The sequence below is a fragment of the Micromonospora pattaloongensis genome (assembly GCF_900107255.1).
Classification (GTDB): Bacteria; Actinomycetota; Actinomycetes; order Mycobacteriales; family Micromonosporaceae; genus Micromonospora_I; species Micromonospora_I pattaloongensis.
This window is the reverse complement of the sequence record NZ_FNPH01000001.1, coordinates 764,119-788,442: the sequence shown is the minus strand read 5'-3', so window position 1 is coordinate 788,442 and position 24,324 is coordinate 764,119. Positions and strand designations below refer to the sequence as shown.

General features: G+C 74.3%; 19 protein-coding genes. 11 read left to right on the top strand and 8 right to left on the bottom strand.

Features of this window, described 5'->3' with window-relative positions:
- Nucleotides 1-8: 8 nt before the first annotated feature.
- Nucleotides 9-1,034 carry a serine/threonine-protein kinase gene (locus tag BLW47_RS03815; protein WP_091551386.1) on the top strand — a complete coding sequence of 342 codons (1,026 nt, stop codon included), beginning with the start codon at nt 9-11 and terminating at the stop codon, nt 1,032-1,034.
- A gap of 81 nt (nt 1,035-1,115) precedes the next feature.
- Here BLW47_RS03815 and BLW47_RS03810 read toward each other — a convergent pair whose 3' ends face one another.
- The 3 genes from BLW47_RS03810 to BLW47_RS03800 all read right to left on the bottom strand — a co-directional run bounded on the left by BLW47_RS03810 (nt 1,116) and on the right by BLW47_RS03800 (nt 5,649).
- Entirely contained in the window at nt 1,116-3,137 is a 2,022-nt protein-coding gene (locus BLW47_RS03810; RefSeq protein WP_091551383.1) for an ATP-binding protein, read from the bottom strand.
- Between the two features lie 8 nt (nt 3,138-3,145).
- Nucleotides 3,146-4,684 (bottom strand): acyl-CoA carboxylase subunit beta, encoded by a 1,539-nt coding sequence (locus BLW47_RS03805; RefSeq protein WP_425435341.1) that lies wholly within the window; start codon nt 4,682-4,684, stop codon nt 3,146-3,148.
- 287 nt (nt 4,685-4,971) lie between these two features.
- Nucleotides 4,972-5,649: a Crp/Fnr family transcriptional regulator gene (locus tag BLW47_RS03800; RefSeq protein ID WP_091551377.1), complete on the bottom strand. Its 678-nt coding sequence runs from the start codon at nt 5,647-5,649 to the stop codon at nt 4,972-4,974.
- A 238-nt stretch (nt 5,650-5,887) separates the two neighbouring features.
- On the opposite strand from BLW47_RS03800, the gene BLW47_RS03795 reads away from it, so the two are divergent.
- From BLW47_RS03795 to BLW47_RS03770, 6 genes are all read left to right on the top strand, one after another.
- Nucleotides 5,888-6,574 carry an adenosylcobinamide amidohydrolase gene (locus BLW47_RS03795; protein WP_091551374.1) on the top strand — a complete coding sequence of 229 codons (687 nt, stop codon included), beginning with the start codon at nt 5,888-5,890 and terminating at the stop codon, nt 6,572-6,574.
- 58 nt (nt 6,575-6,632) lie between these two features.
- Complete coding sequence (locus BLW47_RS03790; RefSeq protein WP_091552511.1) at nt 6,633-7,835, top strand: CapA family protein; 1,203 nt, start codon at nt 6,633-6,635, stop codon at nt 7,833-7,835.
- Between the two features lie 43 nt (nt 7,836-7,878).
- Nucleotides 7,879-8,664, top strand: a complete 786-nt coding sequence (nth, locus tag BLW47_RS03785) for an endonuclease III (RefSeq protein ID WP_281247226.1) — start codon at nt 7,879-7,881, stop codon at nt 8,662-8,664.
- Entirely contained in the window at nt 8,661-9,386 is a 726-nt protein-coding gene (locus tag BLW47_RS03780) for a TlpA family protein disulfide reductase (RefSeq protein WP_091551369.1), read from the top strand. The genes nth and BLW47_RS03780 overlap by 4 nt, the downstream gene beginning before the upstream one ends.
- On the top strand, nt 9,383-10,102 hold the full coding sequence (locus BLW47_RS03775; protein WP_091551366.1) for an NUDIX hydrolase: 720 nt from the start codon (nt 9,383-9,385) through the stop codon (nt 10,100-10,102). Before BLW47_RS03780 ends, BLW47_RS03775 begins: the two co-directional genes overlap by 4 nt.
- A gap of 62 nt (nt 10,103-10,164) precedes the next feature.
- Complete coding sequence (locus BLW47_RS03770) at nt 10,165-11,343, top strand: MarP family serine protease (RefSeq protein WP_091551363.1); 1,179 nt, start codon at nt 10,165-10,167, stop codon at nt 11,341-11,343.
- A gap of 22 nt (nt 11,344-11,365) precedes the next feature.
- On the opposite strand, the gene mycP is transcribed toward BLW47_RS03770, so the two are convergent.
- Together mycP and eccCa are read right to left on the bottom strand one after the other, a co-directional pair.
- On the bottom strand, nt 11,366-12,784 hold the full coding sequence (mycP, locus tag BLW47_RS03765; RefSeq protein ID WP_175543482.1) for a type VII secretion-associated serine protease mycosin: 1,419 nt from the start codon (nt 12,782-12,784) through the stop codon (nt 11,366-11,368).
- A 92-nt stretch (nt 12,785-12,876) separates the two neighbouring features.
- Nucleotides 12,877-16,851: a type VII secretion protein EccCa gene (eccCa, locus tag BLW47_RS03760; protein WP_091551360.1), complete on the bottom strand. Its 3,975-nt coding sequence runs from the start codon at nt 16,849-16,851 to the stop codon at nt 12,877-12,879.
- Nucleotides 16,852-16,997: 146 nt separating this feature from the next.
- Between eccCa and eccD the strand changes: the two genes are divergently transcribed.
- Nucleotides 16,998-18,425 carry a type VII secretion integral membrane protein EccD gene (gene eccD / locus BLW47_RS03755; RefSeq protein ID WP_091551357.1) on the top strand — a complete coding sequence of 476 codons (1,428 nt, stop codon included), beginning with the start codon at nt 16,998-17,000 and terminating at the stop codon, nt 18,423-18,425.
- Between the two features lie 78 nt (nt 18,426-18,503).
- Here the strand turns inward: eccD and BLW47_RS03750 are convergent, their stop codons facing one another.
- Both BLW47_RS03750 and BLW47_RS25755 read right to left on the bottom strand, forming a co-directional pair.
- Nucleotides 18,504-19,010, bottom strand: coding sequence for an inorganic diphosphatase (locus BLW47_RS03750; RefSeq protein WP_091551354.1), 507 nt, complete (start codon nt 19,008-19,010; stop codon nt 18,504-18,506).
- A gap of 189 nt (nt 19,011-19,199) precedes the next feature.
- Nucleotides 19,200-19,655, bottom strand: coding sequence for a hypothetical protein (locus BLW47_RS25755; protein ID WP_281247225.1), 456 nt, complete (start codon nt 19,653-19,655; stop codon nt 19,200-19,202).
- On the opposite strand from BLW47_RS25755, the gene dacB reads away from it, so the two are divergent.
- The 3 genes from dacB to tilS all read left to right on the top strand — a co-directional run bounded on the left by dacB (nt 19,654) and on the right by tilS (nt 23,241).
- On the top strand, nt 19,654-21,102 hold the full coding sequence (gene dacB, locus BLW47_RS03740) for a D-alanyl-D-alanine carboxypeptidase/D-alanyl-D-alanine endopeptidase (protein WP_245736427.1): 1,449 nt from the start codon (nt 19,654-19,656) through the stop codon (nt 21,100-21,102). The two genes, BLW47_RS25755 and dacB, sit on opposite strands and share 2 nt — an antisense overlap.
- Before the next feature lie 69 nt (nt 21,103-21,171).
- A complete protein-coding gene (locus BLW47_RS03735) occupies nt 21,172-22,242 on the top strand; it encodes a zinc-dependent metalloprotease (protein WP_091551346.1) in 1,071 nt (356 codons plus the stop codon).
- Nucleotides 22,243-22,251: 9 nt separating this feature from the next.
- Complete coding sequence (gene tilS, locus BLW47_RS03730; protein WP_091551343.1) at nt 22,252-23,241, top strand: tRNA lysidine(34) synthetase TilS; 990 nt, start codon at nt 22,252-22,254, stop codon at nt 23,239-23,241.
- Nucleotides 23,242-23,256: 15 nt separating this feature from the next.
- Here tilS and BLW47_RS03725 read toward each other — a convergent pair whose 3' ends face one another.
- Complete coding sequence (locus BLW47_RS03725) at nt 23,257-24,210, bottom strand: GlxA family transcriptional regulator (protein WP_091551341.1); 954 nt, start codon at nt 24,208-24,210, stop codon at nt 23,257-23,259.
- Nucleotides 24,211-24,324 lie beyond the last annotated feature (114 nt).

The following is a 24,324-nucleotide window of genomic DNA, read 5'->3' as shown; positions in this document are numbered from 1 at the left end:
TTTAAGCCGTGACCGAGACGCCGCCCGCCGCGCTGCCCGCGCCGGTAGTGCCCGGTCTGTCGGATTTATCGGTCTTTGCCCGCGGCGGCTACGCCACCGTGTACCGCGCCACGCAGGGATCGGTGGGGCGCGAGGTCGCCGTGAAGATCGAAAATCGTACGCTCGACAGCGCGCGGGACCAGCAGCGCTTCCTGCGTGAGGCGCGCGCGGCCGGGAAGCTCTCCTCGCACCCGCACGTCGTCGACCTCTTCGACGCGGGCGTCACCGCCGACCGCCACCCATACCTGATCATGGAGCTCTGCGACGGCTCCTACGCCGACCGGATGCGCACCTCCCCGCTCGGGGCGTACGAGGCGCGCGACGTCGGCGTGAAGATCGCGGATGCGCTCGCCGACGCGCACCGCCTCGGCATCCTGCACCGCGACGTGAAGCCCGCCAACATCCTCTACTCCGGCCTCAACCGGGCGTCGCTGGCGGACTTCGGCCTGGCGGTCCTGGCCGAGTTCCGGGACCCGTCCGTCACCATGGACGCGCTCACCCCCGCCTACGCCGCGCCGGAGGTGTTCCGGCACTGTGAGCCCGCACCGGCGGTCGACGTGTACGCGCTCTGCGCGAGCCTCTACGCCGTCATGTGCGGCCGGCCGCCACGCTGGCGGGACGGCAACCCCAGCCTGGTCATGCTGCTGGAGTTGTTCGACGAGCCGGTCCCGGACCTGCCCGGCATCCCGCCCGAGCTGACCGAGGTGCTGCGCTGGGGCATGGACAACAGCCCCGCCGCCCGTCCCTCCGCCGAGCAGCTGCGGGACGTGCTGGCCGCGATCCCGCTGGCGCCACCGCCCCGCACGACCACGTCGAGCACGGCGCCGATCCCGAACGCTCCGGTCTCCGGAGCGGCGTTCTCCGGTTCCGGCGGCTACGGCACCTCGCCGACCCGGGTCCCCGCCGTCGTGCCGCTCGGCGACGAGACGCCGACCGAGCGGGTCGCCGTGCGCCGCCGCCGTCGGCTGCCCTGGTTCTTCGGCCGTCCGGACTGAACCGCGACCGCCCCGGCCGGTAGGACCGGGGCCTGTCCGCCTCGGCCCACAGCTCGGTGGTGTGCTCGCCTGGCCCGGGGACTACTCGGGGGTGAGCACCGCCAGCACCGCGCCGGTGTCGACCTGGGCGCCGGCACTGACCGGCAGCGCCGAGACCACGCCCGAGGACGGCGCGTGGACGGGATGTTCCAGCTTCATGGCCTCCAGGGTCATGAGCAGCTCGCCGGCGTTGACGCGCTGGCCGGGCACGACCAGGACCCGACCCACCGCGCCCGGCAGCGGGGCGACCAGGGACCCCTCGGCAACCTCGGTCGCCGGCTCGGGGAAGCGCGGCAGCTCGGTCAGCCGGACCGAGCCCTCCGGGCTGTCCACGTAGGAGGTCTCCTCGACCCGGTGCACGTCGAAGTCGAGCCGGGTGCCGTCCACGTTGAGCACGACCCGCTCGCCGGTCGCGGAGACGACAGTGACCGGCGGGTGGTCGTCGGTCACGGTCGGTTGGCCCAGCCCCGCGATGTCCAGCTCGTCGGGGTCGATCGACCGGACCCACCAGCGCGCCAGCTCCCCGGCCCGGTCCAGCCGGTAGCCGACCTCCACCGGGCCGGACGGTCCGTCGTACAGCGAGATCTGTGGAGTGGCGGGGACGTTGCGCCAACCGGACGGGATTCCGGCGAGCACCGGCGCGGCCGCCCGGCGGGCCGCGGCGCCGGCGAGCGCCGCCGCCAGACAGGAGACCCGCACGGCGTCGATCGACGACAGCAGCGGGGCGAAGACCTCGGGATGGTCGTCCAGGAACGCGGTGTCGATCGCGCCGGACCGGAACGACGGGTGACGCAGGATCCGGACGAGCAGATCGCGGTTGGTGACCACGCCGTGGATCCGGGCGCGGGTCAGCGCGGCGGCGAGCAGCCGGGCCGCCTCGTAGCGGGTCGGCGCCCACGCGACCAGCTTGGCGAACATCGAGTCGTAATGGACGCCGACCACCGCGCCGTCCCGTACCCCGGCGTCGAGTCGCAGCCCCGGCCGGGTGAGCGGGCGGAACCGTCCCGCCACGTCGGGCACGTCGAAGCGGTGCAGCGTGCCGGTCGAGGGCAGCCAGGCGTACGCGGGGTCCTCCGCGCAGAGCCGCGCCTCGATCGCGTGGCCGCGCATCGGCGGCGGCGTGGTGATCGGCAGCGGGTTGCCCTCGGCGACCAGCAGTTGCAGCCGGACCAGGTCGAAGCCGGTGACGCACTCGGTGACCGCGTGCTCGACCTGCAGCCGGGTGTTCATCTCCAGGAAGTAGAACTCGCCGTCCGGCGCGAGCAGGAACTCCACGGTGCCGGCGCCGACGTACCCGACGGCGCGACTCGCGGCGACCGCCGCGGCGCAGAGCCGCTCGCGCAGCTCCGGTGTCACGGCCGCGGACGGCGTCTCCTCCACGATCTTCTGGTGCCGCCGCTGGATCGAGCACTCGCGCTCGCCGAACGGCACCACCGTCCCCCGAGCGTCGGCGACGATCTGCACCTCGACGTGCCGGGCCCGCTCGACGTACCGCTCCAGAAAGACCGTGCCGTCCCCGAACGCCGCGGCCGCCTCGCGGCGCGCCGACGCGATCGCGCCGGGCAGCGTCTCCGGGTCGTGCACGATGCGCAACCCGCGGCCGCCGCCGCCGGCCGACGCCTTCACCAGCACCGGAAACTCGGCGACCTCGGTCGCGTCGGTCCAGGTCGGCAGCATCGGCACGCCCGCCTCGGCGAGCCGGGCCTTCGCCCCGATTTTCGAGCCCATCGCCGCGACCACCTCCGGTGGCGGACCGACCCAGGTCAGCCCGGCGTCGACGACGGCGGCGGCGAACTCGGCGTTCTCGGCCAGGAAGCCGTAGCCCGGGTGGATCGCGTCGGCCGCGGTGCGCCGGGCGGCGGCGACGATCAGATCACCCCGCAGGTACGTCTCCGCGGCGGTCTCGCCGGGCAGGCGTACGGCGTAGTCGGCCTCGGCGACGTGCGGGGCGTCGACGTCGGCGTCGGAGTAGACCGCGACGGTCTCGATGCCGATCAGCCTGCAGGTGGCGAAGACCCGACGGGCGATCTCGCCCCGGTCCGCGACGAGGAGCCTGCGAATCATCTGTCACCTCACATCCGGAAGACGCCGAAGCCGTCGGCGCCCCGGACCGGTCCGCTGTGCACCGCCGAGAGGCCGATCCCCAGCACGGTGCGGGTGTCCCGGGGATCGATCACGCCGTCGTCGTAGAGCCGGCCGGAGAGGAAGAGCGCCGCGGACTCCGACTCGATCTGCTGCTCCACCGTCTGCCGCATGGCCCGGTCGGCATCGGCGTCGTACGGCTGGCCCTTCGCCTCCGCCGCCTGCCGCGCCACGAGCGACAGCACCCCCGCGAGCTGCGCCGGCCCCATCACCGCGGACTTCGCGTTCGGCCAGGTGAACAGGAAACGCGGCCCGTACGCCCGCCCGCACATGCCGTAGTTTCCGGCCCCGTAGGACGCCCCGAGGTTCACCGTCAGGTGCGGCACCGTCGAGTTCGACACCGCGTTGATCATCAGGGCGCCGTGTTTGATGATCCCGCGCTGCTCGTACTCCGCGCCGACCATGTATCCCGTGGTGTTCTGCAGGAACAGCAGCGGGGTGTCCGCGGTGTTGGCGAGCTGGATGAACTGGGCGGCCTTCTGCGCCTCCTCGGAGAACAGCACCCCGCGGGCGTTGGCCAGCACGCCGACCGGGTAGCCGTGCAGCTCACCCCAGCCGGTCACCAGGGCAGGCCCGTAGGCGGGCTTGAACTCGTCGAACTCGCTGCCGTCGAGGATCCGGGCGAGGACCTCGCGCGGATCGAACGGCACCCGCAGGTCGGCGCTGGCGACGGCGAGCAGCTCCTCCGGGTCGTACTTCGGCGGGGCCGGCAGCGTGGTGCGCGGCGGCGGTCCCTGTTTGCGCCAGTTGAGCCGGCGGACGCAGCGCCGGGCCAGCCGCAGGCCGTCCCGTTCGTCCTCGGCGAGGAAGTCGGCGAGGCCCGAGGTGGCCGCGTGCATCGCGGCGCCGCCGAGCGACTCGTCGTCGGTGATCTCACCGGTCGCCATCCGGACCAGCGGCGGCCCGGCGAGGAAGACCTTGGCCTGGTTGCGGACCATGATCGTGTAGTCCGACATGCCGGGCACGTAGGCGCCGGCGGCGGTGGCGTTGCCGAAGACCACCGAGATGGTCGGGATGCGCGCCGCCGAGAGCCGGGTCAGGTCCCGGAACACCGCGCCGCCGGGGATGAAGATCTCGGCCGGGCTGGGCAGGTCGGCGCCGCCGGATTCGACGAGGTTCACCAGCGGCAGCCGGTTGGCCAACGCGATCTCGCCGGCCCGCCGGGTCTTCTTCAGGGAGTACGGGTTGACCGCGCCACCGCGTACGGTCGGATCGTTGGCGATGATCACGCACTCCACGCCCTCGATCACGCCGATTCCGGTCACGACGCCCGCGCCGACCGGGAACTCCGTGCTCCAGCCGGCCACCGGCGACAGCTCCAGGAACGGGGAGTCCCGGTCGACCAGGAGGTCGATCCGCTCCCGGGGGAGCAGCTTGCCGCGTGCGTGGTGCCGGGTCACGTGCTTCTCGCCGCCGCCCTCGCGCGCGCCGCGCAGCGCCGCGTCCAGTTCGGCGAGCCGCGCGAGCATCGCGCCCCGGTTCTCCAGGTACGCCTGGTCGCGCGGGTCGATGGCCGTGGATAGCACCGTCACGTCACATCCCCATGCCCTTCGCGCCGATCCCGTTCCTCCGTAAACGAATGGATCGGGGCAATCGTCACGGATACGTCGTAACGGACATATCAGTGAGATGGGACGGTGCGGTCGCCGGCGGTGCAGACGTGCCCGGCCTGACCCGGCGGGCAAGGAACCGTCAAGGACGGCGGAAAGGCATCAGCCCGCCCCGCGCGGCGGGACGGGCTGATGGCGACGACGGGTCAGACGCGGGCGCGGCGGGCCAGGCGCTCCGGGTCCAGGATGATGATGCTCTTGCCGTCGAGCCGGAGCCAGCCGCGGGAGGCGAAGTCGGCGAGCGCCTTGTTGACGGTCTCCCGGGAGGCGCCGACCAGCTGCGCGATCTCCTCCTGGGTGAGGTCGTGCGTCACGCGCAGCACGCCGCCGTCGCGGGTGCCGAACCGGCCCGCCATCTGCAGCAGGTTCTTCGCGACCCGGCCGGGCACGTCGGTGAAGATCAGGTCCGCGAGCGCGTCGTTGGTCCGGCGCAGCCTCCGGGCCAGCACGCGGAGCAGCTGCTCGGCGATCTCCGGCCGGTTGTTGAGCCAGGGACGCAGCGCCTGCTTGCGCAGCCGGGCCAGCCGGGTGTCGGTGACCGCCGTGGCGGTCGCGGTGCGCGGGCCGGGGTCGAAGAGCGACAGCTCGCCGACCATGTCGGAGGGGCCCATCACCGCAATCAGGTTCTGCCGCCCGTCCGCGGCGCGGCGACCCACCTTGATCTTGCCTGAGAGCACGATATACAGGCTGTCGCCGGGCTCGCCCTCGTTGAAAACGATCTCGCCCTTGCGGGCCTCGATCGTCTCCATCTCCTTGGCGAGCGCATCGGCCGCCTCCGGGTCGACGCCCTGGAAGATCCCGCTGCGAGCAAGTACCTCGTCCATCGCGCACCTCCGCCGCGCGCGCCGCTTCCGGCCGGCTCTCCAGCCGGCACCCTGTTGCGCGCAGTCAGTCTAGGTGCACGTCGGCCGGAAACGGACGTGCACCCCTGGAATGTTGATCCAGTAGCGTAGCTCATCAACGGCCGAATGGCTGTTGACGTGCGCGGCAACCGCCGGCGCGCCGCGCCGCGCGGTCGGCGCCGACGCCTCGTCGCGGGGCGCCGGGCCGTAGGGTCGGCGCGTGCTCACCGACCCGCTGCTCACCGCCCGCCACGAGGACGGACGCGAGATCCCGCTGCTGCTGTGGCGTACCGCCGAACCGATGCTGGCGGTGAGCTCCGGACCGCTCGGCGGCGGGATCGGACCGCGACACTGGGTGATCAACGCGACCGTGCCGATGTCGTACCGGCGCGACGACCCGGACGCACACCTCGCCGAGGTGGCCGCCCGGCTCGGCCTCGCCGGGCCCGGCGTCGGGCTGCTCACCGGGGTCGACGTGGCGCGGGTGGAGAGCGCGGCCGACGCCGGCGTGCGCGTCTGGGCGACGGTCGGGCTCGGCGCGCCGATCTGGGCCGCGGCGCCCGAACCGCGCGACCACGATGTCGACGACCCCGCCGTGCCGGTCGGGACCGTCAACATCGTGGTCAGCACGCCCGTGCGGCTGAGCGACGCCGCCCTGGTCAACGCGGTCGCCACCGCCACGGAGGCGAAGGCGCAGGCGCTCTGGGAGCTGGGCCTGCCGGCGACCGGGACCGCCACAGACGCCGTCACGATCCTCTGCCCCGTCGACGGGCCGTCCGCCGCGTACGGGGGACCCCGGTCGGCGTGGGGCGCGCGGATCGCCCGCGCCACCCACCGGGCCGTGCTCACCGGCGGCGCGGCCGAGCGACAGCCCGACATGCCGTGGTCGGTACGGCACGATCGCTGACCCGAACCGGCCGGATGGCCGTGGTCCGCCGTGCCGGGTGGCCGGTATGTTCCCGTCGATGTCCGCCACCCCGCACCCGCCGCGCCCCGGGCGATCCCGCGCCGTCCGCGCCGACCGACGACCGGTCCGTGCGCTGGGCACGTTCCTGATGATCATGCTTGCCGTGCTCGCCGGCACGACCGCGTGCGCCCGGACCGGCGGGGTGCCGCTGTGGCAGGACGCCGCGGCCGACGCGGCCCCCGCGTCACCCGCGCCCGCCACGCCCGCCGCGCCCACCAGCACGCCGGGTGACGCCAAGGTGATCACGCTGTCGGCGACCGGCGACATCGTGATGGGCAACGTGCCCGGCCGGCTCCCCGCCGACGACGGCCGGGGCTTCTTCGACTCGGTCACCGACGCGCTCGCCGCGGACCTGGTCATGGGCAACCTCGAGGAGCCGCTGACCGACGACACCGGCACCTCCAAGTGCGGTAAGAACGCCGACGACTGCCACCAGTTCCGCGCCCCGCCCGGCTACGCGGCGCACCTGCGCGACGCCGGCTTCATGCTGCTCAACCAGGCCAACAACCACGGGTACGACTTCGGCGCCGCCGGCTACCGCAACACCCAGAAGGCGCTGGAGAAGCACGGCCTGCAGCACACCGGGGCGGTCGATCAGATCACGGTGGTGACCGTCGAGGGCGTGACGGTCGCGGTCGTCGGCTTCTCCCCGTACTCGTGGAACAACAGCGTGACCGACATCGACGCGGCCCAGGCCATCGTCGAGCGGGCCGCCGCCGACGCCGACCTGGTCGTCGTGCAGGTGCACATGGGTGCCGAGGGATCCGAAAAGACGCGCGTGAAGCCGGGCACCGAGATGTTCCTCGGCGAGAACCGCGGTGACCCGATCACGTTCTCGCGCGCGGTGATCGACGCGGGCGCCGACGTGGTGATCGGGCACGGGCCGCACGTGCTGCGCGGGATGGAGTTCTACCAGGGGCGGCTGATCGCGTACAGCCTCGGCAACTTCGCCGGGGGTGGCGGGACGCTCAGCAACCGGGCGGCGCTCGGCCTCGGCGGGGTGCTGAAGGTGTCGCTCACCCCGGACGGGGAGTGGGCCGGCGGCGAGTTCGTCTCGACGTACATGAACGGCGCCGGGAAGCCCACCCTGGACGCCGACGCGCGCGGACTCGACCTCATCCGCACCGTGACCCGCTCGGACTTCCCGAACACGGGCCCGCGCTTCCGCGACGACGGCAAGATCTCACCGCCGGCCGCGTGAGCGTTCGCGGCCGGCTGTCGGCCCCGGAAGTAGGCTGGCGGATGTGACCCCTTCCCCTGTCCGCACCGAGACCGACCTCGGCCGTAAGCGTCGGGCCCGGCGGATGGCCCGGCTGCTCGCCGAGACCCACCCCGACGCCCACTGTGAGCTGGACCACGACACCCCGCTGCAGCTCGCCGTCGCCACGATCCTCTCCGCGCAGTGCACCGACAAGCGGGTCAACGAGGTCACGCCCAAACTGTTCGCGCGCTACCCCACCGCGGCCGACTACGCCGGCGCCGACCGGGGCGAGCTGGAGGAGCTGATCCGCCCCACCGGGTTCTTCCGGAACAAGGCCGACTCGCTGATCCGGCTCGGTCAGGGGCTCGTCGAGCGGCACGACGGGGAGGTGCCCGGGCGTCTCGTCGAGCTGGTGAAGCTGCCCGGCATCGGTCGCAAGACCGCGAACGTCATCCTCGGCAACGCCTTCGACGTCCCCGGCATCACCGTCGACACCCACTTCCAGCGGCTCGTCCGGCGCTGGGCGTGGACGGACGAGAGCGACCCGGTCAAGATCGAACATGCGATCGGCGCGCTGATCGAGCGGCGGGACTGGACGATGCTCTCGCACCGCGTGATCTTCCACGGCCGCCGCGTCTGCCACGCCCGCAAGCCCGCCTGCGGCGCGTGCACGCTCGCGCCGCTCTGCCCGTCGTACGGCACGGGCCCGACCGAGGCGGCGGCCGCCGCGAAGCTGCTCAAGGGACCGCGCGCCCGGGAGCTGGCGGTGCAGGCCGGGGTGGATCCCGAGCTCGTGCCGGCGCAGGCCGTCGTCGCGGAGGTGCCGTGACCCGACGCGTTGCCTGGCTGCTGGCGCCCCTGCTGCTGCTCGCCGCCTGCACGCCGTCCGACGGCGGCGACGCGGCGGGCGCGAGCCGCGCCCCCTCGCCGTTCGCCGACTGCGCCGCGCTGACGACACCCCCGGGATCCACGCCCCCGGGATTTACGCCCCCGGGATCCACGCCCCCGGGATCCGGTGGCCCGAGCGCCGCGCCCCCGTCGCGGTCCCCCGGCTCAAGCGCCGCGTCGACCGACCCGGGCGTTGCCGCATCGCCGGGCCCGACCAACGCCGCGTCGTCGGCCACCGGCGGCGCGGGCGAGACGCTGCCCCGGATCGAGCTGCCCTGCTTCACCGGCGGCCAACCGGTGCGGATCGGGGCGATCCGCGGTCCCGCCGTGATCAACGTCTGGGCGTCCTGGTGCGGGCCGTGCCGCAAGGAGCTCCCCGCCTTCCAGCGTCTCGCCCGGCGGGCGCCGGAGACGCTGCACGTCATCGGGGTGAACAACCGGGACAGCCGCGAGGCCGCGCAGTCGATCGGTGACGTGACGTTCCCGAATCTGTTCGACCCCGACGAGAGGCTGCGGACCGAGCTGGGACTGGCCTGGCTCCCGCTCACCCTCTTCGTCGACGACCAGGGGCGGATCCGCCACGTCGACGCGTCCGGGGCGCTCGACGACGCGGAACTCGCCGCGCTGGTCCAGCGGCACCTCGGCGTGGCGGTGCCGGCGTGACGTCGCCGCTGCCCGACTGGTGGGAGCCGTTGCTCGGCCGGGTCCGGGCGGCGCGCACCGAGGACTTCACCCGGCTGCGCACCCCCGCCCGCGGTGGGCGGCCGAGCGCCGTTCTCGTGCTCCTCGGCGAGGAGCGGCCGGGCAGCCCGGACGTGCTGATGCTGCAGCGCGCGGCCACGCTGCGCAACCACGCCGGCCAGCCGGCGTTCCCCGGCGGCGCGGCCGACCCCGGCGACGTCGACGCGGCCGGCACCGCGCTGCGCGAGGCAGAGGAGGAGGTCGGTCTCGACCCGAGCACCGTCACCGTGCTCGCCCAACTGCCCCTGCTGTGGATCCCGGTCAGCGACTTCGTGGTCACGCCGGTGCTCGGCTGGTGGCACCGCCCGCATCCGGTCCACCCGCGGGAGCCCGCCGAGGTGGCGCACGTGGCCCGACTCCCCGTGCACGAGCTGGTCGATCCGGCCAACCGGCTGCAGGTGCGTCACCCGAGCGGATGGGTCGGCCCGGCCTTCCAGGTCCGCGGCATGCTGGTCTGGGGGTTCACCGCGGGCGTGCTGTCGGCGCTGCTCGAGATGGCAGGCTGGGCGCGGCCCTGGCCGCGGGACCGGGTCACCGAGCTGCCGCCCACCCGGGCCGCCGATCCGGCGCCGAGCGCCGGCACCGACGAGGCCGACGAGCTGAGCCGGCCGGCGTCGGCGACCGACCGGCACGGGTGAACCGCCCCCCGGTCGTCCGCGTGCCGGGACGCGCGCTGCGGGAGCACCCGTAGGCTTGTCGCGTGTCCGCCGTCGATGCCGTCCTGATTCTGCTCATGTTGGTGTTCGCGTTCAGTGGTTACCGCCAGGGCTTCGTCATCGGGGTGCTGTCGTTCGCCGGGTTCTTCGGTGGGGCGCTGATCGGGCTGCAGCTCGGCCCGCTACTCGCGCAACGGTTCGCCGACGGCGCGGTCCGGGTGGTCGTCTCGCTCGTGACCATCTTCGGGGTCGCGGTGCTCGGTCAGGCCCTCGCGGGCTGGGCCGGCTCACATGTGCGCCACGCGATCACGAGCCGGGCCGGACGCCGGATCGACGACGCCGGCGGCGCCGTCGTCTCGCTGCTCGCCGTCCTGCTGGTCGCCTGGCTCGTGGCCGTCCCGCTCGGCTCCTCGTCGCTGCCCTGGCTCGCCGGCGCCGTCCGCAACAGCGCGCTGCTGAACACCGTCGACGGGGTGCTGCCGTCGCAGGCGAAGGCGCTGTCGCAGGCGCTGCGGGACACCGTGGACACCAACGGGTTCCCGGACGTCTTCGGCGACCTGGCGCCGACCCGGGCCCGTCAGGTGGCGCCGCCGGACCCGGCGCTGGCCGGTTCGCAGGTGGTCGTCAACGCCGAGCGTTCCGTGGTCAAGGTGCTCGGATCCGCCCCGAGCTGCTCCCGCCGAATCGAGGGCTCGGGCTTCGTCTACGCCAAGGACCGGGTGATGACCAACGCGCACGTCGTGGCCGGCACCCGGAGCGTCGTCGTGGAGGTGCGGGGCGACCGGCATGAAGGTCGGGTGGTCATCTACGACCCGGCGCGCGATCTCGCCGTCGTCTACGTGCCCGGGCTCGACGCGCCGGTGATGCCGTTCGTGTCGCGTCCGGCGCCGACCGGCTCGGACGCGATCGTGCTCGGCTTCCCGCTCGACGGCCCCTACAACGCCCAGTCCGCGCGGGTCCGCGACGTCGGCCCGATCACCGGGCCTGACATCTACCGCTCCGGCGACGTGACCCGCGAGGTCTACACGATCCGCGCCCTCGTGCAGAGCGGTAACTCGGGCGGTCCGCTGATCGCCCCCAACGGGCAGGTGCTCGGCGTGATCTTCGCCGCCGCGGCCGACGACCGCAACACGGGCTTCGCGGTCACGGCGGACGAGGCCGCACCGGTCGCGAGCGCCGGGGCGGAGCGGACCAGGGGCACCGGCACCGGCGAGTGCGCGTAGCGCTCCGGCGCCTTCCGGACGCCTAGCGGAGGCGGCGCCACCGACGGGTCGTGTCCGGCTGCTGCCGCCGCATCACCCGGCGCAACGTCAACTCGCGCCGGCGTACCGTCTCCTGCCGCCGGCTCAGCACCCGTTGCAGCGTGAGCTCCCGGCGCCGGTCCGCCAGCTGCTCCCGCCTGAGCAGGCGGTGCCGGGTGAAGAGCGTGCCGGTGACCAGCATGGCGACGAAGACGGCGGCGACGAGCAGCCCCGGCGGCCGGGGGATATCCCCGGAGCCGGCAGCCCGCGCCACCCAACTCGCGTGCTCCCCGGTCGCGCGGTTGCCGAGCTGGCCGAGCGGGGCGGTTGTCGTACCCGGCTGCTCCAGCCCGGGAGCCCGGCCGAACCCGACGACGCCGGGCGAGGTCTGGTCGTCGAGCGGGTTGTGCTCGACCGTCGGCACCGGGCGGGTGAGCGCGGCGACGGGGTCGACCACGCCGAAGCCGAACCGGTCGTCGCGGCCCGGCGGTCCGACGTCGCTCGCGGTCCTGATCAGCCGGTTGACCACGTCGGCCGCGGACATCTCCGGCCAGCGGGAGCGGATCAGCGCCGCCGTGGCGGCGACCAGGGGTGCCGCGAAGCTCGTGCCCTGCACCCGCCAGTGGCCGCCCGGACGGGCGCCGACCAGTCCGTTCCCCGGCGCCGTGATCACGGTCTCCCGGCCCGTGATCGAGCCCGACCACAGCTCGGGCGCCTCCTTCTCCATCCCGGCGACCGCGACGACCCCGGGCTCGCGTGCCGGGTACCAGACGTCCGTCGGCGCCGACGGCGTGACGTTGCCGGTGCAGGCGATCACGACGACGTCGCGGGCGAACGCGTAGTCGAGCGCCGCGGCCAGCGCGGGGCTGCGCCCGTGGCCACCAAGCGACATGTTGATCACTCGCGCGCCGTTGTCGACGGCCCAGCGCACCGCCTTGGCGATGACCAGCGAGTCGTCGTACCGGTTCTCCTCGTCGAGCACCCGCACCGGCAGGATCTTCGCGTGCGGCGCGAGCCCGACCGCGCCCCGGTCGTCGTCGTCGCGCCCGGCGATCAGCCCGGCCACCGTCGTGCCGTGCCCCACCGGATCGAACTGGCCGTTGCCGGGCTTCACGAAATCCATCCCCGGCAGCACCTGGCCGACCAGGTCGGCATGCGTCGCATCGACCCCGGAGTCGAGCACCGCGACCGTGACCCCGTCGCCCTTGGCGTGCCGCCACGCCGCGGTCGCGTGCAGCTCCCGCAGCTGCCACTGATCATCGCGGACCGGGTCGGCCCGCAGCGGGACGGTGACGTCGGGCGGCGGCGTCGCGGTCGCGGGGACCGCCGGAACCAGCGTGGCGGCGATCCCGGCCACGCTGAGCAGCGCCGTGCCCACGATCCTCGCGACGGCGCTCCGGTCACGGTGCGGCAGCCTGGTCACACTATGGCCTTTTCACCCCGGCAGACACTCGATGCACGGAGGTTACCGTGATTCGCCGTATTCCGGTGCCGCACAAGGGGTCCGACGCCGTGTCACGTCGCGGGCAGGTACGCCAACTGGACCAGCCGTACGCCTTCCTTCCGGGTGACCAACCGGCCGCGTCCCGGCGGCATCGGCGCCGGTCGCAGGTTCCCGATCAACGGCCCCTCATCGGAGTCCCCGGCCATCACCAGGCCCGGCGAGGAGAGTTCCCGGAGCTTCTGGATGATCGGGTCGTACATCGACCGTGAGGCGCCGCCGGAGCGACGCGTCAACACCAGGTGCAGCCCGATGTCGCGGGCCTGCGGTAGGTAGTCCTCCAGCGCCCGCAACGGGTTCGCCGGCCCCGTGGCCACCAGGTCGTAGTCGTCGACCAGCACGAACAGCTCCGGCCCCGTCCACCATGACCGGTCGCGCAGTTGCTGCGGCGTGACGTCCGGCCCCGGCAGCCGCCGCTGCATGTAACCGGCCACCGATTCGATCAGCTCCGCCGTGCCGGTCGCCGCGGTGCCGTACCCGATGAGATGTTCGGACTGGATCACTCCGAGCAGGCTGCGCCGATAGTCCACCAGGATCACGCGGGCCTGCTCCGGCGTGAACCGAGCCGTGATCGAGGTGGCCAGCGCCCGCAGGAACGACGACTTGCCGCACTCGGCGTCGCCGAAGAGCAGGAAATGCGGCTCGGTCGCGAAGTCGACCGAGACCGGCTGCAGGTCCGCCTCGGCGATGCCGATCGGCAGCCGCAGCCCGGACGTGCGAGACAGGTCCACATCGGAGTACGGCAGCACCGGCGGCAGCAGCCGGACCCGCGGCGCCGGCGCGCCGGCCCACGACGCGGCCACCGTCTTGACCAGCGCGGCGGTCTCGCCGCCGAGGCTGGCGAGCTCGGGGAGCACGGTCAGGAAGTGCAGACTGTCCGCCGTGATGCCGCGCCCGGCCGCCTTGTCCGGCACGTTCGCCGCCGAGCGGCGGGAGACCATCGAGTCGCTCGGGTCGCCGAGCCGCAGCTCCAGCCGCGACCCGAACAGGTCGCGGACGGCCGGCCGGAAGTCCATCCACCGTGGAGCGGATGCCACCACGTGGATGCCGTAGGACAGGCCGCGGGTCGCGATGTCGGTGACCAGCGGCTCCAGGTCGTCGTACTCGCCGCGGAGCGTCGTCCAGCCGTCGACCACCAGGAACACGTCGCCGAACGGGTCGCCCGGATCGTGGCCGGTCCGCGCGGCACCGGCCCGCCGCTTGCGGTAGGTGGCCATCGAGTCGATCCCCAGCTCCGCGAAGCGGCGCTCCCGGTCGGCCAGCAGCGTCGCGACCTCGCCGACCGTACGCCGCACCGCGGCCGTGTCCAGCCGGCCCGCGACGCCGCCGACGTGCGGCAGTTCGCGCAGCGCCGCCAGCGACCCGCCGCCGAAGTCCAGGCAGTAGACCTGCACCTCCGCCGGGGTGTGCGTCAGCGCCAGGCCGCAGATCAGCGTGCGCAGCGCGGTCGACTTCCCGCTCTGCGGTGCGCCGACGACGGCCACGTGTCCCGCCGAGCCCTCCAGTGACAGCCACAGCACGTCGCGACGCTGCTCGAACGGCTTGTCCACCAGCGCCACCGGCACCTGCAGCGCCCCGTGCAGCTCGGGATTGGCGAAGGTCAGGCCGCGCACCGGGTCCGTGGAGACCGGGCCGAGCAGCTCGTCGAGGGCGGGCGCCTGCGACAGCGGCGGCAGCCACACCTGGTGCGCCGGCGGGCCCTGCCCCACCATTCGGGAGACCATGAGGTCGAGGAGGCTCTGCCCGCCGGCCGCCTCGTCCGCAGTGGGCTGCGGCGGCCGCTGCGCGGGCTCCAGCGCGGGCACGTAGTGCGTGCTGTAGTTGAGCACCCGGGCCGTTCCCGGGCGCCCGTCCGTCCCCGCGCCCCCGCCCGGCTTGCGGAACGCGCCGGAGACGTAGGCGGCCTTGAACCGCACCAGCGGCTCGGTGCCGAACTTCAGGTAGCCGTGACCGGGCGAGCGCGGCAGCTCGTACGCGTCGGGAACGCCGAGCACGGCCCGGGACTCCAGCGCCGAGAAGGTCCGCAGGCCGATCCGGTACGACAGGTGGGTGTCCAGGCCGCGCAGCCGGCCCTCCTCGAGACGCTGCGACGCGAGCAGCAGGTGCACGCCGAGCGACCGACCCACTCGTCCGATCTGGACGAACAGGTCGATGAAGTCGGGCTTGGCCGAGAGCAGCTCGGAGAACTCGTCGCAGACGATCAGCAGCGAGGGGAGTGGGGCGAGCGCCGCGCCACCGGCCCGCGCCTTCTCGTAGTCGCGCAGGCTGGCGAAGTTTCCGGTCCGGCGCAGCAGCTCCTGTCGGCGGATCAGCTCGCCGTTGATGGCGTCCACCATGCGGTCGACGAGCGGCAGCTCGTCGGCGAGGTTGGTGATCACGGCGGCGGTGTGCGGCAGCCGGTCGAGCGAGGCGAACGTCGCGCCGCCCTTGAAGTCGACGAGCACGAAGTTGAGCGATTCGGAGGAGTGCGTCGCCGCCAGCGCCAACACCAGGGTGCGCAGCAGCTCGGACTTGCCGGAGCCGGTGGCGCCGATGAGCAGCCCGTGCGGCCCCATCCCGTCCTGCGCCGACTCCTTCAGGTCGAGCTCGATCGCGCCGCCGTCGGCGCCGATCCCGATCGGCACCCGCAGCCGGTCGCGATTCGCCCGCGGCGCCCACCCGTGGGCGACGCTGAAGTTGTCGGGGTCGGTGACGCCGAGCAGCTCGGCGAGCCCCATCTCGGCGGCGAGCGGCGCGTCCGACCCCTTCGACGCGGCGGCCAGTCGCAGCGGGGCGAGCCGACGGGCCACCGCCTCCGCCTCGCCGACCTCCAGCCGGTCCGGCGTGCCGACCTCGGCCTCGCCGTCCGACGAGTACGTGTGCAGCCGCCGGCCGGGCCGTACCTCCAGGGCCAGCATCGAGCGGTCCAGCAGCCGGGGCGGCGGGCCGTCCAGGTCGAAGACGGTCACGCCGTCGATCCCGCTGTCGCTGACCAGGTGCGTGGCCCCGGTCAGGTCGCCGCCGTCGAGAACGATCACGACGTGCGGCCCGTCGGTCGCCGGGCCCGCCGCGCTGAACCGCGGCCGGTTGCCCAGCACGTCGTCGATCAACTTCTCCAGGTCGGCGGCCGCGCTCGTCACCAGCCGCACCGGCCCGAGCGCGTCGGTGCGGGTCGGGTGCTGCGCGTGCGGTAGCCACTTCACCCATTCCCACGCCGCGCGGCGTTCCGGCCCCGCGCAGACCGCGATCAGCAGGTCGTCGGGGGCGTGGAAGACCGAGAGCTGGGTGAGCATCGCGCGCGTGAGCGCCTGCGCCTCGCTGCCCGTCACCGCGGCATCGCCGGGGGTGCCCGCGTCGCGCAGGAACACCCGCGCGAAGCCGCGCAGCGACAGCGCCACCGGCAGGTCCGGCACCACGGAGTACGCGTCGAGGAAGCGGCGCAGCGCCCCCGCGGTCATCGGCTCCAGGTCCTCCAGCGGCCGGGTGACCGGCGGGACGAGCGGGGTGGCGAGCGTCTGCGGGCCCACCGCGACCCGCACGACCCCGAAGTCCGGGTCCGTGCCGCGGCGCTCCCAGAGCCGGTGGCTGCCCACGGTGGACCAGAGCTGCGCGGGGTCGGGGTGCCGGTAGAAGAGGCCGGCGCGCTGCTTGGCCGCCGTCTCCCGTACCCGCCGGCGCAGCGTGGCGAGATGCCGCAGGTACTCCCGGCGCGCCGTCATCATCTCGGCCTTCTTCGGCGAGCCCGACGCGCTGCCCCAGGACGTCGCCAGCATCGCCAGCGACGAGATGCCGAACATGGCGCCGACGACGTAGGAGTAGGTGCCGCCACCACGCCCGAACATCATCGCCATCGCGACGGAGCCGCCCAGCATCGGCAGCATCATCATGAGCTGCTGCCAGCGGGCCCCGGTCGCCTGTGGAATCTCCGGCGGCGGCTCCACCCCGAGCTCGCCGGTCGGAATCTCCGGCGCCGGACGTCGCGGCGGCCGCTTGATGACAACCGTGCTCATGCGACCGTCCCGTCACCCAGCGTGGTGCGGCTGCTGCCCGCGCTCACGTGACCTCCCCAATCGCTCGGTGGTCCGAGCCGGGCCCATGGTAGGTAAAGTGCGGTCGTCCCCGCAGCCATGGCTGCCCCCTCAATGGAGGACTCTCGATGAGCATCGGGCTCGCCCGGGTCACCATCAACGCGCCGCAGCGCCGGGTCGACGTCGCGCTCCCCGAGCACGTTCCGCTCGCGGAGCTGCTGCCCGAGGTGCTGCGGCACGCCGGCGAGGGTCTCGCCGACGACGGGGAGCGGCACGGCGGATGGCTGCTGCGCCGCACCGACGGTGCCCCGTTGGCCACCGGGCAGGGGCTGCTGCCGCAGGGCGTACGCGACGGCGAGGTGCTGCACCTCGTGCCGGCGCGGGCGCAGTGGCCGGAGCTCGAGTACGACGACGTGGTCGAGGCGATCGCCGACGGCGCGCGGCGGCGCGGCTCCGCCTGGTCGGGCGCCGCGACCCGCGCGGCTACCCTCGCCGGCGCCGGCGTGCTGCTCGCCGTGGGGCTCTTCGCGCTGCTGCACGCCGGAACGTCGTGGGGGCTGGGAGCCTCCGTCGGGCTCGGCGTCGCGCTCCTGCTCGCCCTCGCCGGCGTGGTCGCCTCGCGGGCGTACGGGGACGCGACCGCGGGCGGGGCGCTCGGCGGCTACGCGCTGCCGTACGCCTTTGTCGGCGGGGCGCTGCTGGTCGCCTCCGGCGATCCGGTCGGGGTGATCCGGCCGCTAGCCTGGATGGGCGCGCCCGAGCTGCTGGTCGGGTCGGTGGCGCTGCTCCTCGTCGCCCTGCTGGGCCTGGTCGGGGTGGCCGCGGCGCTGCGGGTCTTCGCCGCCGGGGTGACCGCGGGGTTGGTCGGCGCGCTGGCCGCGCTGGCCGGGTTCGGCCTGCCTGCCGCCGGGTCCGCCGCGCTGCTGATGTCCGTGCTGGTCTGCGGGATCGGCGTGCTGCCGCTGCTGGCGATCCGCCTCGGCAAGCTGCCGATGCCGCCGATCACGCTCCCCACCGGGGCCGCGGCCGAGGGATTCGGGGCGGGTGACGCGGGCTCGGCCGACGGCGCGCGGGAGCGGCCGGAGCGCGGGCGGGTGTACGCCGCGGTGGCCCGCACCGAGGAGCTGCTGACCGGCATGCTGACCGGGCACGCCGTGCTCGCGACCGCCGCGGCGTTGGTGCTCGTGACGGCGGGCGGGCTCGCCGGCCCGCTGCTGGCCGCGGTCTCGTCGGTCGCCCTGCTGCTGCGCTCCCGGCTCTTCGTCACGCTGCGGCAGCGGGTGCCGATGGTCGCCGCCGGTCTGGCCGGCCTGGCGGTGCTCGGCGTGACCGTGGCCGCCCGGGGCGGCGACGCGGTACTGCTCGGGTTCACCGTGGGCGGCGTCCTGCTCGCCCTGCTGACCGTCGCGACCGGCGCGACCTATTCGCGGCGCCCGCCCTCGCCGTACCTGGGCCGGGCGGCGGATGTGGTCGACACCCTGATGGTGGTGTCCGTGGTGCCGGTCGCCTGCGCCGTGCTCGGGCTGTACGCCCGGGCCCGCGGCCTGCTCGGCTGAGCACGCCGGACACCGATCCGCGCCGACGGCCGTGGGGGCCGGCGGCGCGGATGGACGAACCCGCGGTGCGACCCCGGGTCAGTGGGCGGCGTCGCCGCGCGCCTCGGCCTCCTGGTGGCGCCGGTACGACGCCTGGATCTCGGCCTCGGCCTCCATGCGGCCGACCCAGGTCGCGCCCTCGACGGACTTCCCCGGCTCGAGGTCCTTGTACACCTCGAAGAAGTGCTGGATCTCCAGCCGGTCGAACTCGCCGAGGTGGTGGATGTCGCGCAGGTGCTCCTGGCGCGGGTCCTCGAACGGCACGCAGAGGACCTTGTCGTCGCCACCCTTTTCGTCCGTCATCCGGAACATGCCGATCGTCCGGCAGCGGATGAGGCAACCTGGAAACGTGGGTTCCGGAACCAGCACGAGCGCGTCGAGCGGGTCGCCGTCCTCGCCGAGAGTCCCCTCGATGAAGCCGTAGTCGGCCGGGTACTGGGTGGACGTGAAGAGCGTGCGATCCAGCCGGATCCGGCCGGTCGCGTGGTCCACCTCGTATTTGTTGCGGTGACCCTTAGGGATCTCAACCGTCACGTCGAAATCCATCTCACGCTCCCTCGTTGCCGCACCGGCTGGCCAGAACCCGGGGCAGGGCCGGAGTGAGTGATCCGCACTCGTATCGTTCCGGGCGCCCCAGGATGTTCGAACGCAAGTAGTGTCGCCTAGGCGCGTTGCTGAATGGGAGGAGGGGCCGATGGGGAGGGAAGATTCACATTCCGGCCCGGGCGCGGCGGATCAGCCGCCCGCCGAGCGGATGCCCTTCCGGCCGGATGGCCAGTCGCCGGAACGGCCGCGCGGGCGGGCCTCGGTGCCGCCGCCAGCGCCTTCGTCCGCCGCGCCGTCGCCGACCGCGCCGCCGTCGGCGTGGCCCCCGCCGCCCGCCGCGCCTCCCTCCGGATGGCCCGGGCCGTCGCCGTCGCGCCCGGCGGTGCCGCCGCCCGGGACGCCGACGCCTCCGCCGCTGTCGCCGCCCGGGACGCCGACGCCTTCGCCGCTGCCGGCCGGGCCGGCGGGACCGATGACGCCGGCGTCCGGCGCGCACACGCCCCCGCCGACATCGCCCCCGCTGACATCGCCCCCGCTGACATCGCCCCCGTCGACGCCGACCCCGCCGGGCCACCCGCCCGCGGCCGGCTCGTCCGCGGAGCCGTCGTCCGCGTCGGCGCGGCGTTCCCGTACCGGCCTGGTCATGGCGTTGGTCACAGTGCTCGTGCTCGCGGTAGCGATCTCCGGGTTGGTGATCGTCCGGCCCGGTCCGGTCGCCGGATGGCTCGGTGACCGTCCGGCCGGCCGCACCGCGGTCGTCGTTCCGCCGGAGCCGACGCCGGGACCGGTGTTGGCCGGCGCCGCGGTCGACGCGCCCACCCCCGCCGCCGCCCGGGTCCAGGCCGCGCTCGACAAGGTCATCGCGGGATCGCCGGTGAGCGGTGCGCGCGTCGCGGTCGTCGACATCGTGACCGGGCAGTCCGTCTACTCGCGCGAGGCCGAGACCCCGACCGTGCCGGCGTCCACCACCAAGCTGCTCACCGCGGCGGCGGTGCTGGCCGCCCGGGGCGACGCCCACCGGATCCCCACCCGCGTCGTGGCCGGGGCGGCGCCGGGTGAGGTGGTGATCGTGGGCGGCGGTGATCCCACGCTCGCCGCGGACGCCAACGGCTACTACGCGGGCGCCGGCCGGCTGGACCAGTTGGCCGAGCAGGTGAAGAGCGCGCTCGGCGGAACGGTTCCGACCAAGGTCACCGTGGACTCGTCGCTCTACTCCGGCCCCGTGCACGAACCGGGCTGGGACCCCGACATTCCGGGCAGCACCTTCGCGGCCTCGACCACGGCGTTGATGACCGACGGCGCCCGGATCGATCCCGCCGACGAGAAGAGCCCGCGCTACACCAGCCCGGACATCGCCGCGGGGCGCGCGTTCGCCAAGGAGCTCGGCCTGCCGACGGACGCGGTCAAGGCCGTGTCCCGGGGCGCCGCGCCGCCCGCAGTCGGGGGGCAGAGCGGCGCGCCCACGTCGGGCGGCAGCGCCGCCGCCCCGGTCGCCGGCGCGGCTGTCACGCCCGGCACCGAGCTGGGGCGGGTGCTCTCGCCCCCGATGGTCCGGCTGGTCGAGTTCATGTTGAACGAGAGCGACAACGTCGTCGCGGAGGCGCTGGCCCGGCAGGTCGCGCTCGCCCGCAACCAGCCGGCCTCGTTCACCGGCGGCGCGGCCGCGACCCGGGCGGTGCTCGGTGAGCTCGGGCTCCCCGTGGACCGGATCGAACTGGCCGACGGCAGCGGACTCTCCCGCAAGAACAAGATCCCGCCCTCGGTCCTGGTCCAGGTCCTCACGCTGGCCGCCAACGGTTCGCGCCCCGAGCTCGCCGCGCTCTTCAACGGGTTGCCCGTGGCGGCGTGGTCCGGCACGTTGCAGGAGCGGTTCCGCAGCCCGGCGGTCCAGAACGAGCCGGGCGCCGGGGTGGTACGCGCCAAGACCGGGACGCTCTCCGGCGTGAACGCGCTGTCGGGTGTGGTCACCACGGCCGACGGCCGACTGCTGGCCTTCGCGGCCCTCGCCGACGGGGTCTCCGCCGCTGCCGAGGTCGCCCAGCCCGCGCTCGATCGGATCCCCGCCACGTTGGCGGCCTGCGGCTGCCGCTGAGTTCCCGCCGCCCGCCGTGCTCGCATCCGAGCCGGCGTCGCGGTGTTGTGCCGCGGGTACGGTGGACGCATGGCGCAGTTCGTGGACTGGGATCTGGCCGCTGCCACCGCCGGCGCGCTCGGCAAGTCGGGTCCGAAGGTCTCGTACGACGAGGCCACCGAGGTCGTGACCGACCTGCGGCGGCTGACCGACGAGGCCGCGGGCCACGTGAGCGCCTACACGGGCCTGCGCTCGCAGGTGGCGCACCCGCCGGTGCGCGTCGTCGACCGGCGCGACTGGGCCGCGGTCAACATCGCGGGCCTGCGGGAGGTCATCACTCCACTGGTCGCGCGGCTCTCCGGGGACAAGCAGCCGGGGGCGCTGACCGAGGCGATCGGGTCGCGCCTGACCGGGGTGCAGGCCGGCACCGTGCTCGCGTACCTCTCCGGCCGCGTGCTCGGCCAGTACGAGGTCTTCTCCGCCGAGCCCGGCCAACTGCTGCTCGTCGCGCCGAACATCGTCGAGGTGGAGCGCAAACTGCAGGCCGATCCGCGCGACTTCCGACTCTGGGTGTGCCTGCACGAGGTCACCCACCGCACCCAGTTCACCGCGGTGCCTTGGATGCGCGGCCATTTTCTCGGCGAGGTGCAGGCGTTCGTCGACGCGTCGCAGGCCGGCGGTGAGCACCTGCTGGACCGGCTGCGCCGCGGCGTCGCCGCCCTGGCGGACGCGGTGCGTGATCCGGACAGCCGGGCGAGCGTCCTCGACATCGTGCAGACCCCGGCGCAGCGGGCGGTCCTCGACCGGCTGACCGCGCTGATGACGCTCCTCGAGGGGCACGCCGAGTTCGTGATGGACGGCGTCGGGCCGGCGGTGATCCCGACCGTCGAGCAGATCCGCGCGCGGTTCAACCGGCGGCGGGAGGCCGGCAACCCGCTGGAGAAGGCGATCCGCAAGCTGCTCGGCATCGACGTGAAGATGCGCCAGTACGCCGAGGGGCGCAAGTTCGTGCACGGCGTGGTCGAGCGGGTCGGGATGGACGGTTTCAACAAGATCTTCAGTTCGCCGCTGACCCTGCCGCGCCTGGACGAGCTGGGCGACCCGGACGCCTGGGTGGCGCGCGTTCACGGTCCCGTGCCCGGCGGCGCGCCGAGCGTCTGAGCGACCGCTGTGGCCCCGCTCCCGCCGCCGGTCGCCGCGGTCCGGCTCGCCGTCCGGCGGGCCCTGGCGCGGTTACCACGCCCCGCCGGTCCGGTTCTGGTGGCCTGCTCCGGTGGCGCCGACTCGCTCGCTCTGGCCGCCGCCACCGCGTTCGTGGCGCCCCGGCTGGGCCTGCGCGCCGGGTTGGTGACCGTCGACCATGGCCTGCAGGCGGGCTCGGCGGAACGCGCGACCGAGGTGGTCGAGTGGGCGGCGAAGCTCGGGTTGACGCCGGCCGAGGTCGCCACGGTGGTCGTGGCCGGCCGGGCGGGCGGCCCGGAGGCGGCGGCCCGCGCGGCGCGTTACGAGGCGCTGCTGGCGGCGGCGCGCCGCCATGAGGCGGCCGCGGTGCTGCTCGGGCACACCCGCGACGACCAGGCCGAGACGGTGCTGCTGGCGCTCGCCCGCGGCGGCGGTCCCCGCGGCCTGGCCGGGATGCCCTCGCTCCGGGAACTGGACGGGGTACGCCTGCTGCGCCCGCTGCTCGATGTCTCCCGGGACGAGACGCGCCAGGCCTGTGCCGCGATCGGTCTCACGCCCTGGGAGGACCCGCACAACGCGGACCCGTCGTACGCGCGGGCTCGGGTCCGGTCGACCGGCCTGCCCGCGCTCGTCGAGGCGCTCGGTCCGGACGTCGTCGACAACCTTGCCCGCACCGCCCGGCTGGTTGCCGCGGACACCGCCGCGCTGGACTCGCTGGCGCGGGCGGCGTTGGACGCGGCGCGCGCGCCCGCCGGCGGGCTGCGGGTGGAGGCGCTCGCCGCGCTGTTGCCCGCGGTTCGTACCCGGGTGCTGCACGCCTGGGCCGGGGAACTCGGCGCGCCGGCCGCGGCGTTCTCCTCCCGGCACGTGGCGGCGCTCGACGCGCTGATCACCGACTGGCACGGCCAGGGGGCGGTGCACCTGCCGGCCGGGATCCTTGTGGCGCGCCGGGACGGGCGGCTCACCCGCTCGCCATGACGCGCGGCCGCGGCGTCAGACGCGGGCCCGGAAGGTCGTCCGGTACGCGTGTGGGCTGGCTCCGACGCGGCGGCCGAAGTGGTGCCGCAGGGTGGCCGCGTCGCCGAAGCCGGAGCGCGTGGCCACCGCCTCCACGCCGAGCTCCGTCTCCTCCAACAGACGGCGGGCGAGCAGCACGCGCTGGTTGGTGAGCCAATCGTGCGGGGTCGTGCCGGTCTCGGCGCGGAACCGCCGCGCGAACGTGCGGGGCGCCATGTGCGCGCGGGCGGCGAGATCGTCGACGGTGACGCTCCGGTCCAGGTTGGCGACGAGCCACTCCAGCACGGGTTCCAGGGTCGGCGCGTCCGGGGTGCGCGCGATGGGCGCCTCCACGTACTGCGCCTGCCCACCGTCCCGGTGCGGTGGCACCACCATCCGCCGCGCCAGCTTCACCGCGACCGCCGACCCGTGCTCCTGCCGGACCAGGTGCAGGCAGGCGTCGATGCCGGCGGCGGTGCCGGCGCTGGTCAGCACCGTGCCGTCCTGCACGTACAGCGAGTTGCACTGGACCCGCGCCTTCGGGTGGCGGCGGGCCAGCTCGTCCGCGTAGCGCCAGTGGGTCGTGCATTCCCGGCCGTCGAGCAGCCCGGCCGCGCCGAGCACGAACGCGCCGGAGCAGACCGACAGGACGTATGCGCCGCGCGCGTGGGCGCGGCGCAGCGCCGCGAGGACCGGCTCCGGGAATTCGCCCCCCTGTTTGTGCGCCGGCACGGCGACCAGGTCTGCCTCGTCGACGGGCGCCAGGCCGGACTGCGGTAAGAGCTGTAGCCCGGAGCCGGTGCGGACGGGACCGTTCGTCGGGCTGCACACGGTGAACCGGTACCCCGGAAAGCCGTCGTCCGTGCGGTCGGTGCCGAAGACCTCGCACAGAACGCCCAGCTCGAAGGGGGCGACCCCGTCCATCACGATCACGGCGACGTTGCGCAGCATGACCCCACGGTACGGGTTATGTGGCAGGAAATCTACGTTCAATGGCATTACTGCCACTGTCCCCCGGTCGGGTGAGGCGGGAAGCTGAACTCGACGTCCGGTGCGCACCGGCGG

Bases quoted from the DNA above. Each gene is read 5' to 3' on its own strand.
- BLW47_RS03735 (WP_091551346.1), top strand. From the start codon at position 21,172: ATGGCGCAGTTCGTGGACTGGGATCTGGCCGCTGCCACCGCCGGCGCG.
- eccCa (WP_091551360.1), bottom strand. From the start codon at position 16,851: ATGAGCACGGTTGTCATCAAGCGGCCGCCGCGACGTCCGGCGCCGGAG.
- BLW47_RS03750 (WP_091551354.1), bottom strand. From the start codon at position 19,010: ATGGATTTCGACGTGACGGTTGAGATCCCTAAGGGTCACCGCAACAAA.
- BLW47_RS03805 (WP_425435341.1), bottom strand. From the start codon at position 4,684: ATGCTCGCGCGGCTCGCCGAACTGGACGCGGCGCTGCGCGGCGCGCGC.
- dacB (WP_245736427.1), top strand. From the start codon at position 19,654: ATGGCGTTGGTCACAGTGCTCGTGCTCGCGGTAGCGATCTCCGGGTTG.
- eccD (WP_091551357.1), top strand. From the start codon at position 16,998: ATGAGCATCGGGCTCGCCCGGGTCACCATCAACGCGCCGCAGCGCCGG.
- BLW47_RS25755 (WP_281247225.1), bottom strand. From the start codon at position 19,655: ATGACCAGGCCGGTACGGGAACGCCGCGCCGACGCGGACGACGGCTCC.
- BLW47_RS03725 (WP_091551341.1), bottom strand. From the start codon at position 24,210: ATGCTGCGCAACGTCGCCGTGATCGTGATGGACGGGGTCGCCCCCTTC.
- BLW47_RS03800 (WP_091551377.1), bottom strand. From the start codon at position 5,649: ATGGACGAGGTACTTGCTCGCAGCGGGATCTTCCAGGGCGTCGACCCG.
- BLW47_RS03790 (WP_091552511.1), top strand. From the start codon at position 6,633: ATGTCCGCCACCCCGCACCCGCCGCGCCCCGGGCGATCCCGCGCCGTC.
- BLW47_RS03810 (WP_091551383.1), bottom strand. From the start codon at position 3,137: ATGATTCGCAGGCTCCTCGTCGCGGACCGGGGCGAGATCGCCCGTCGG.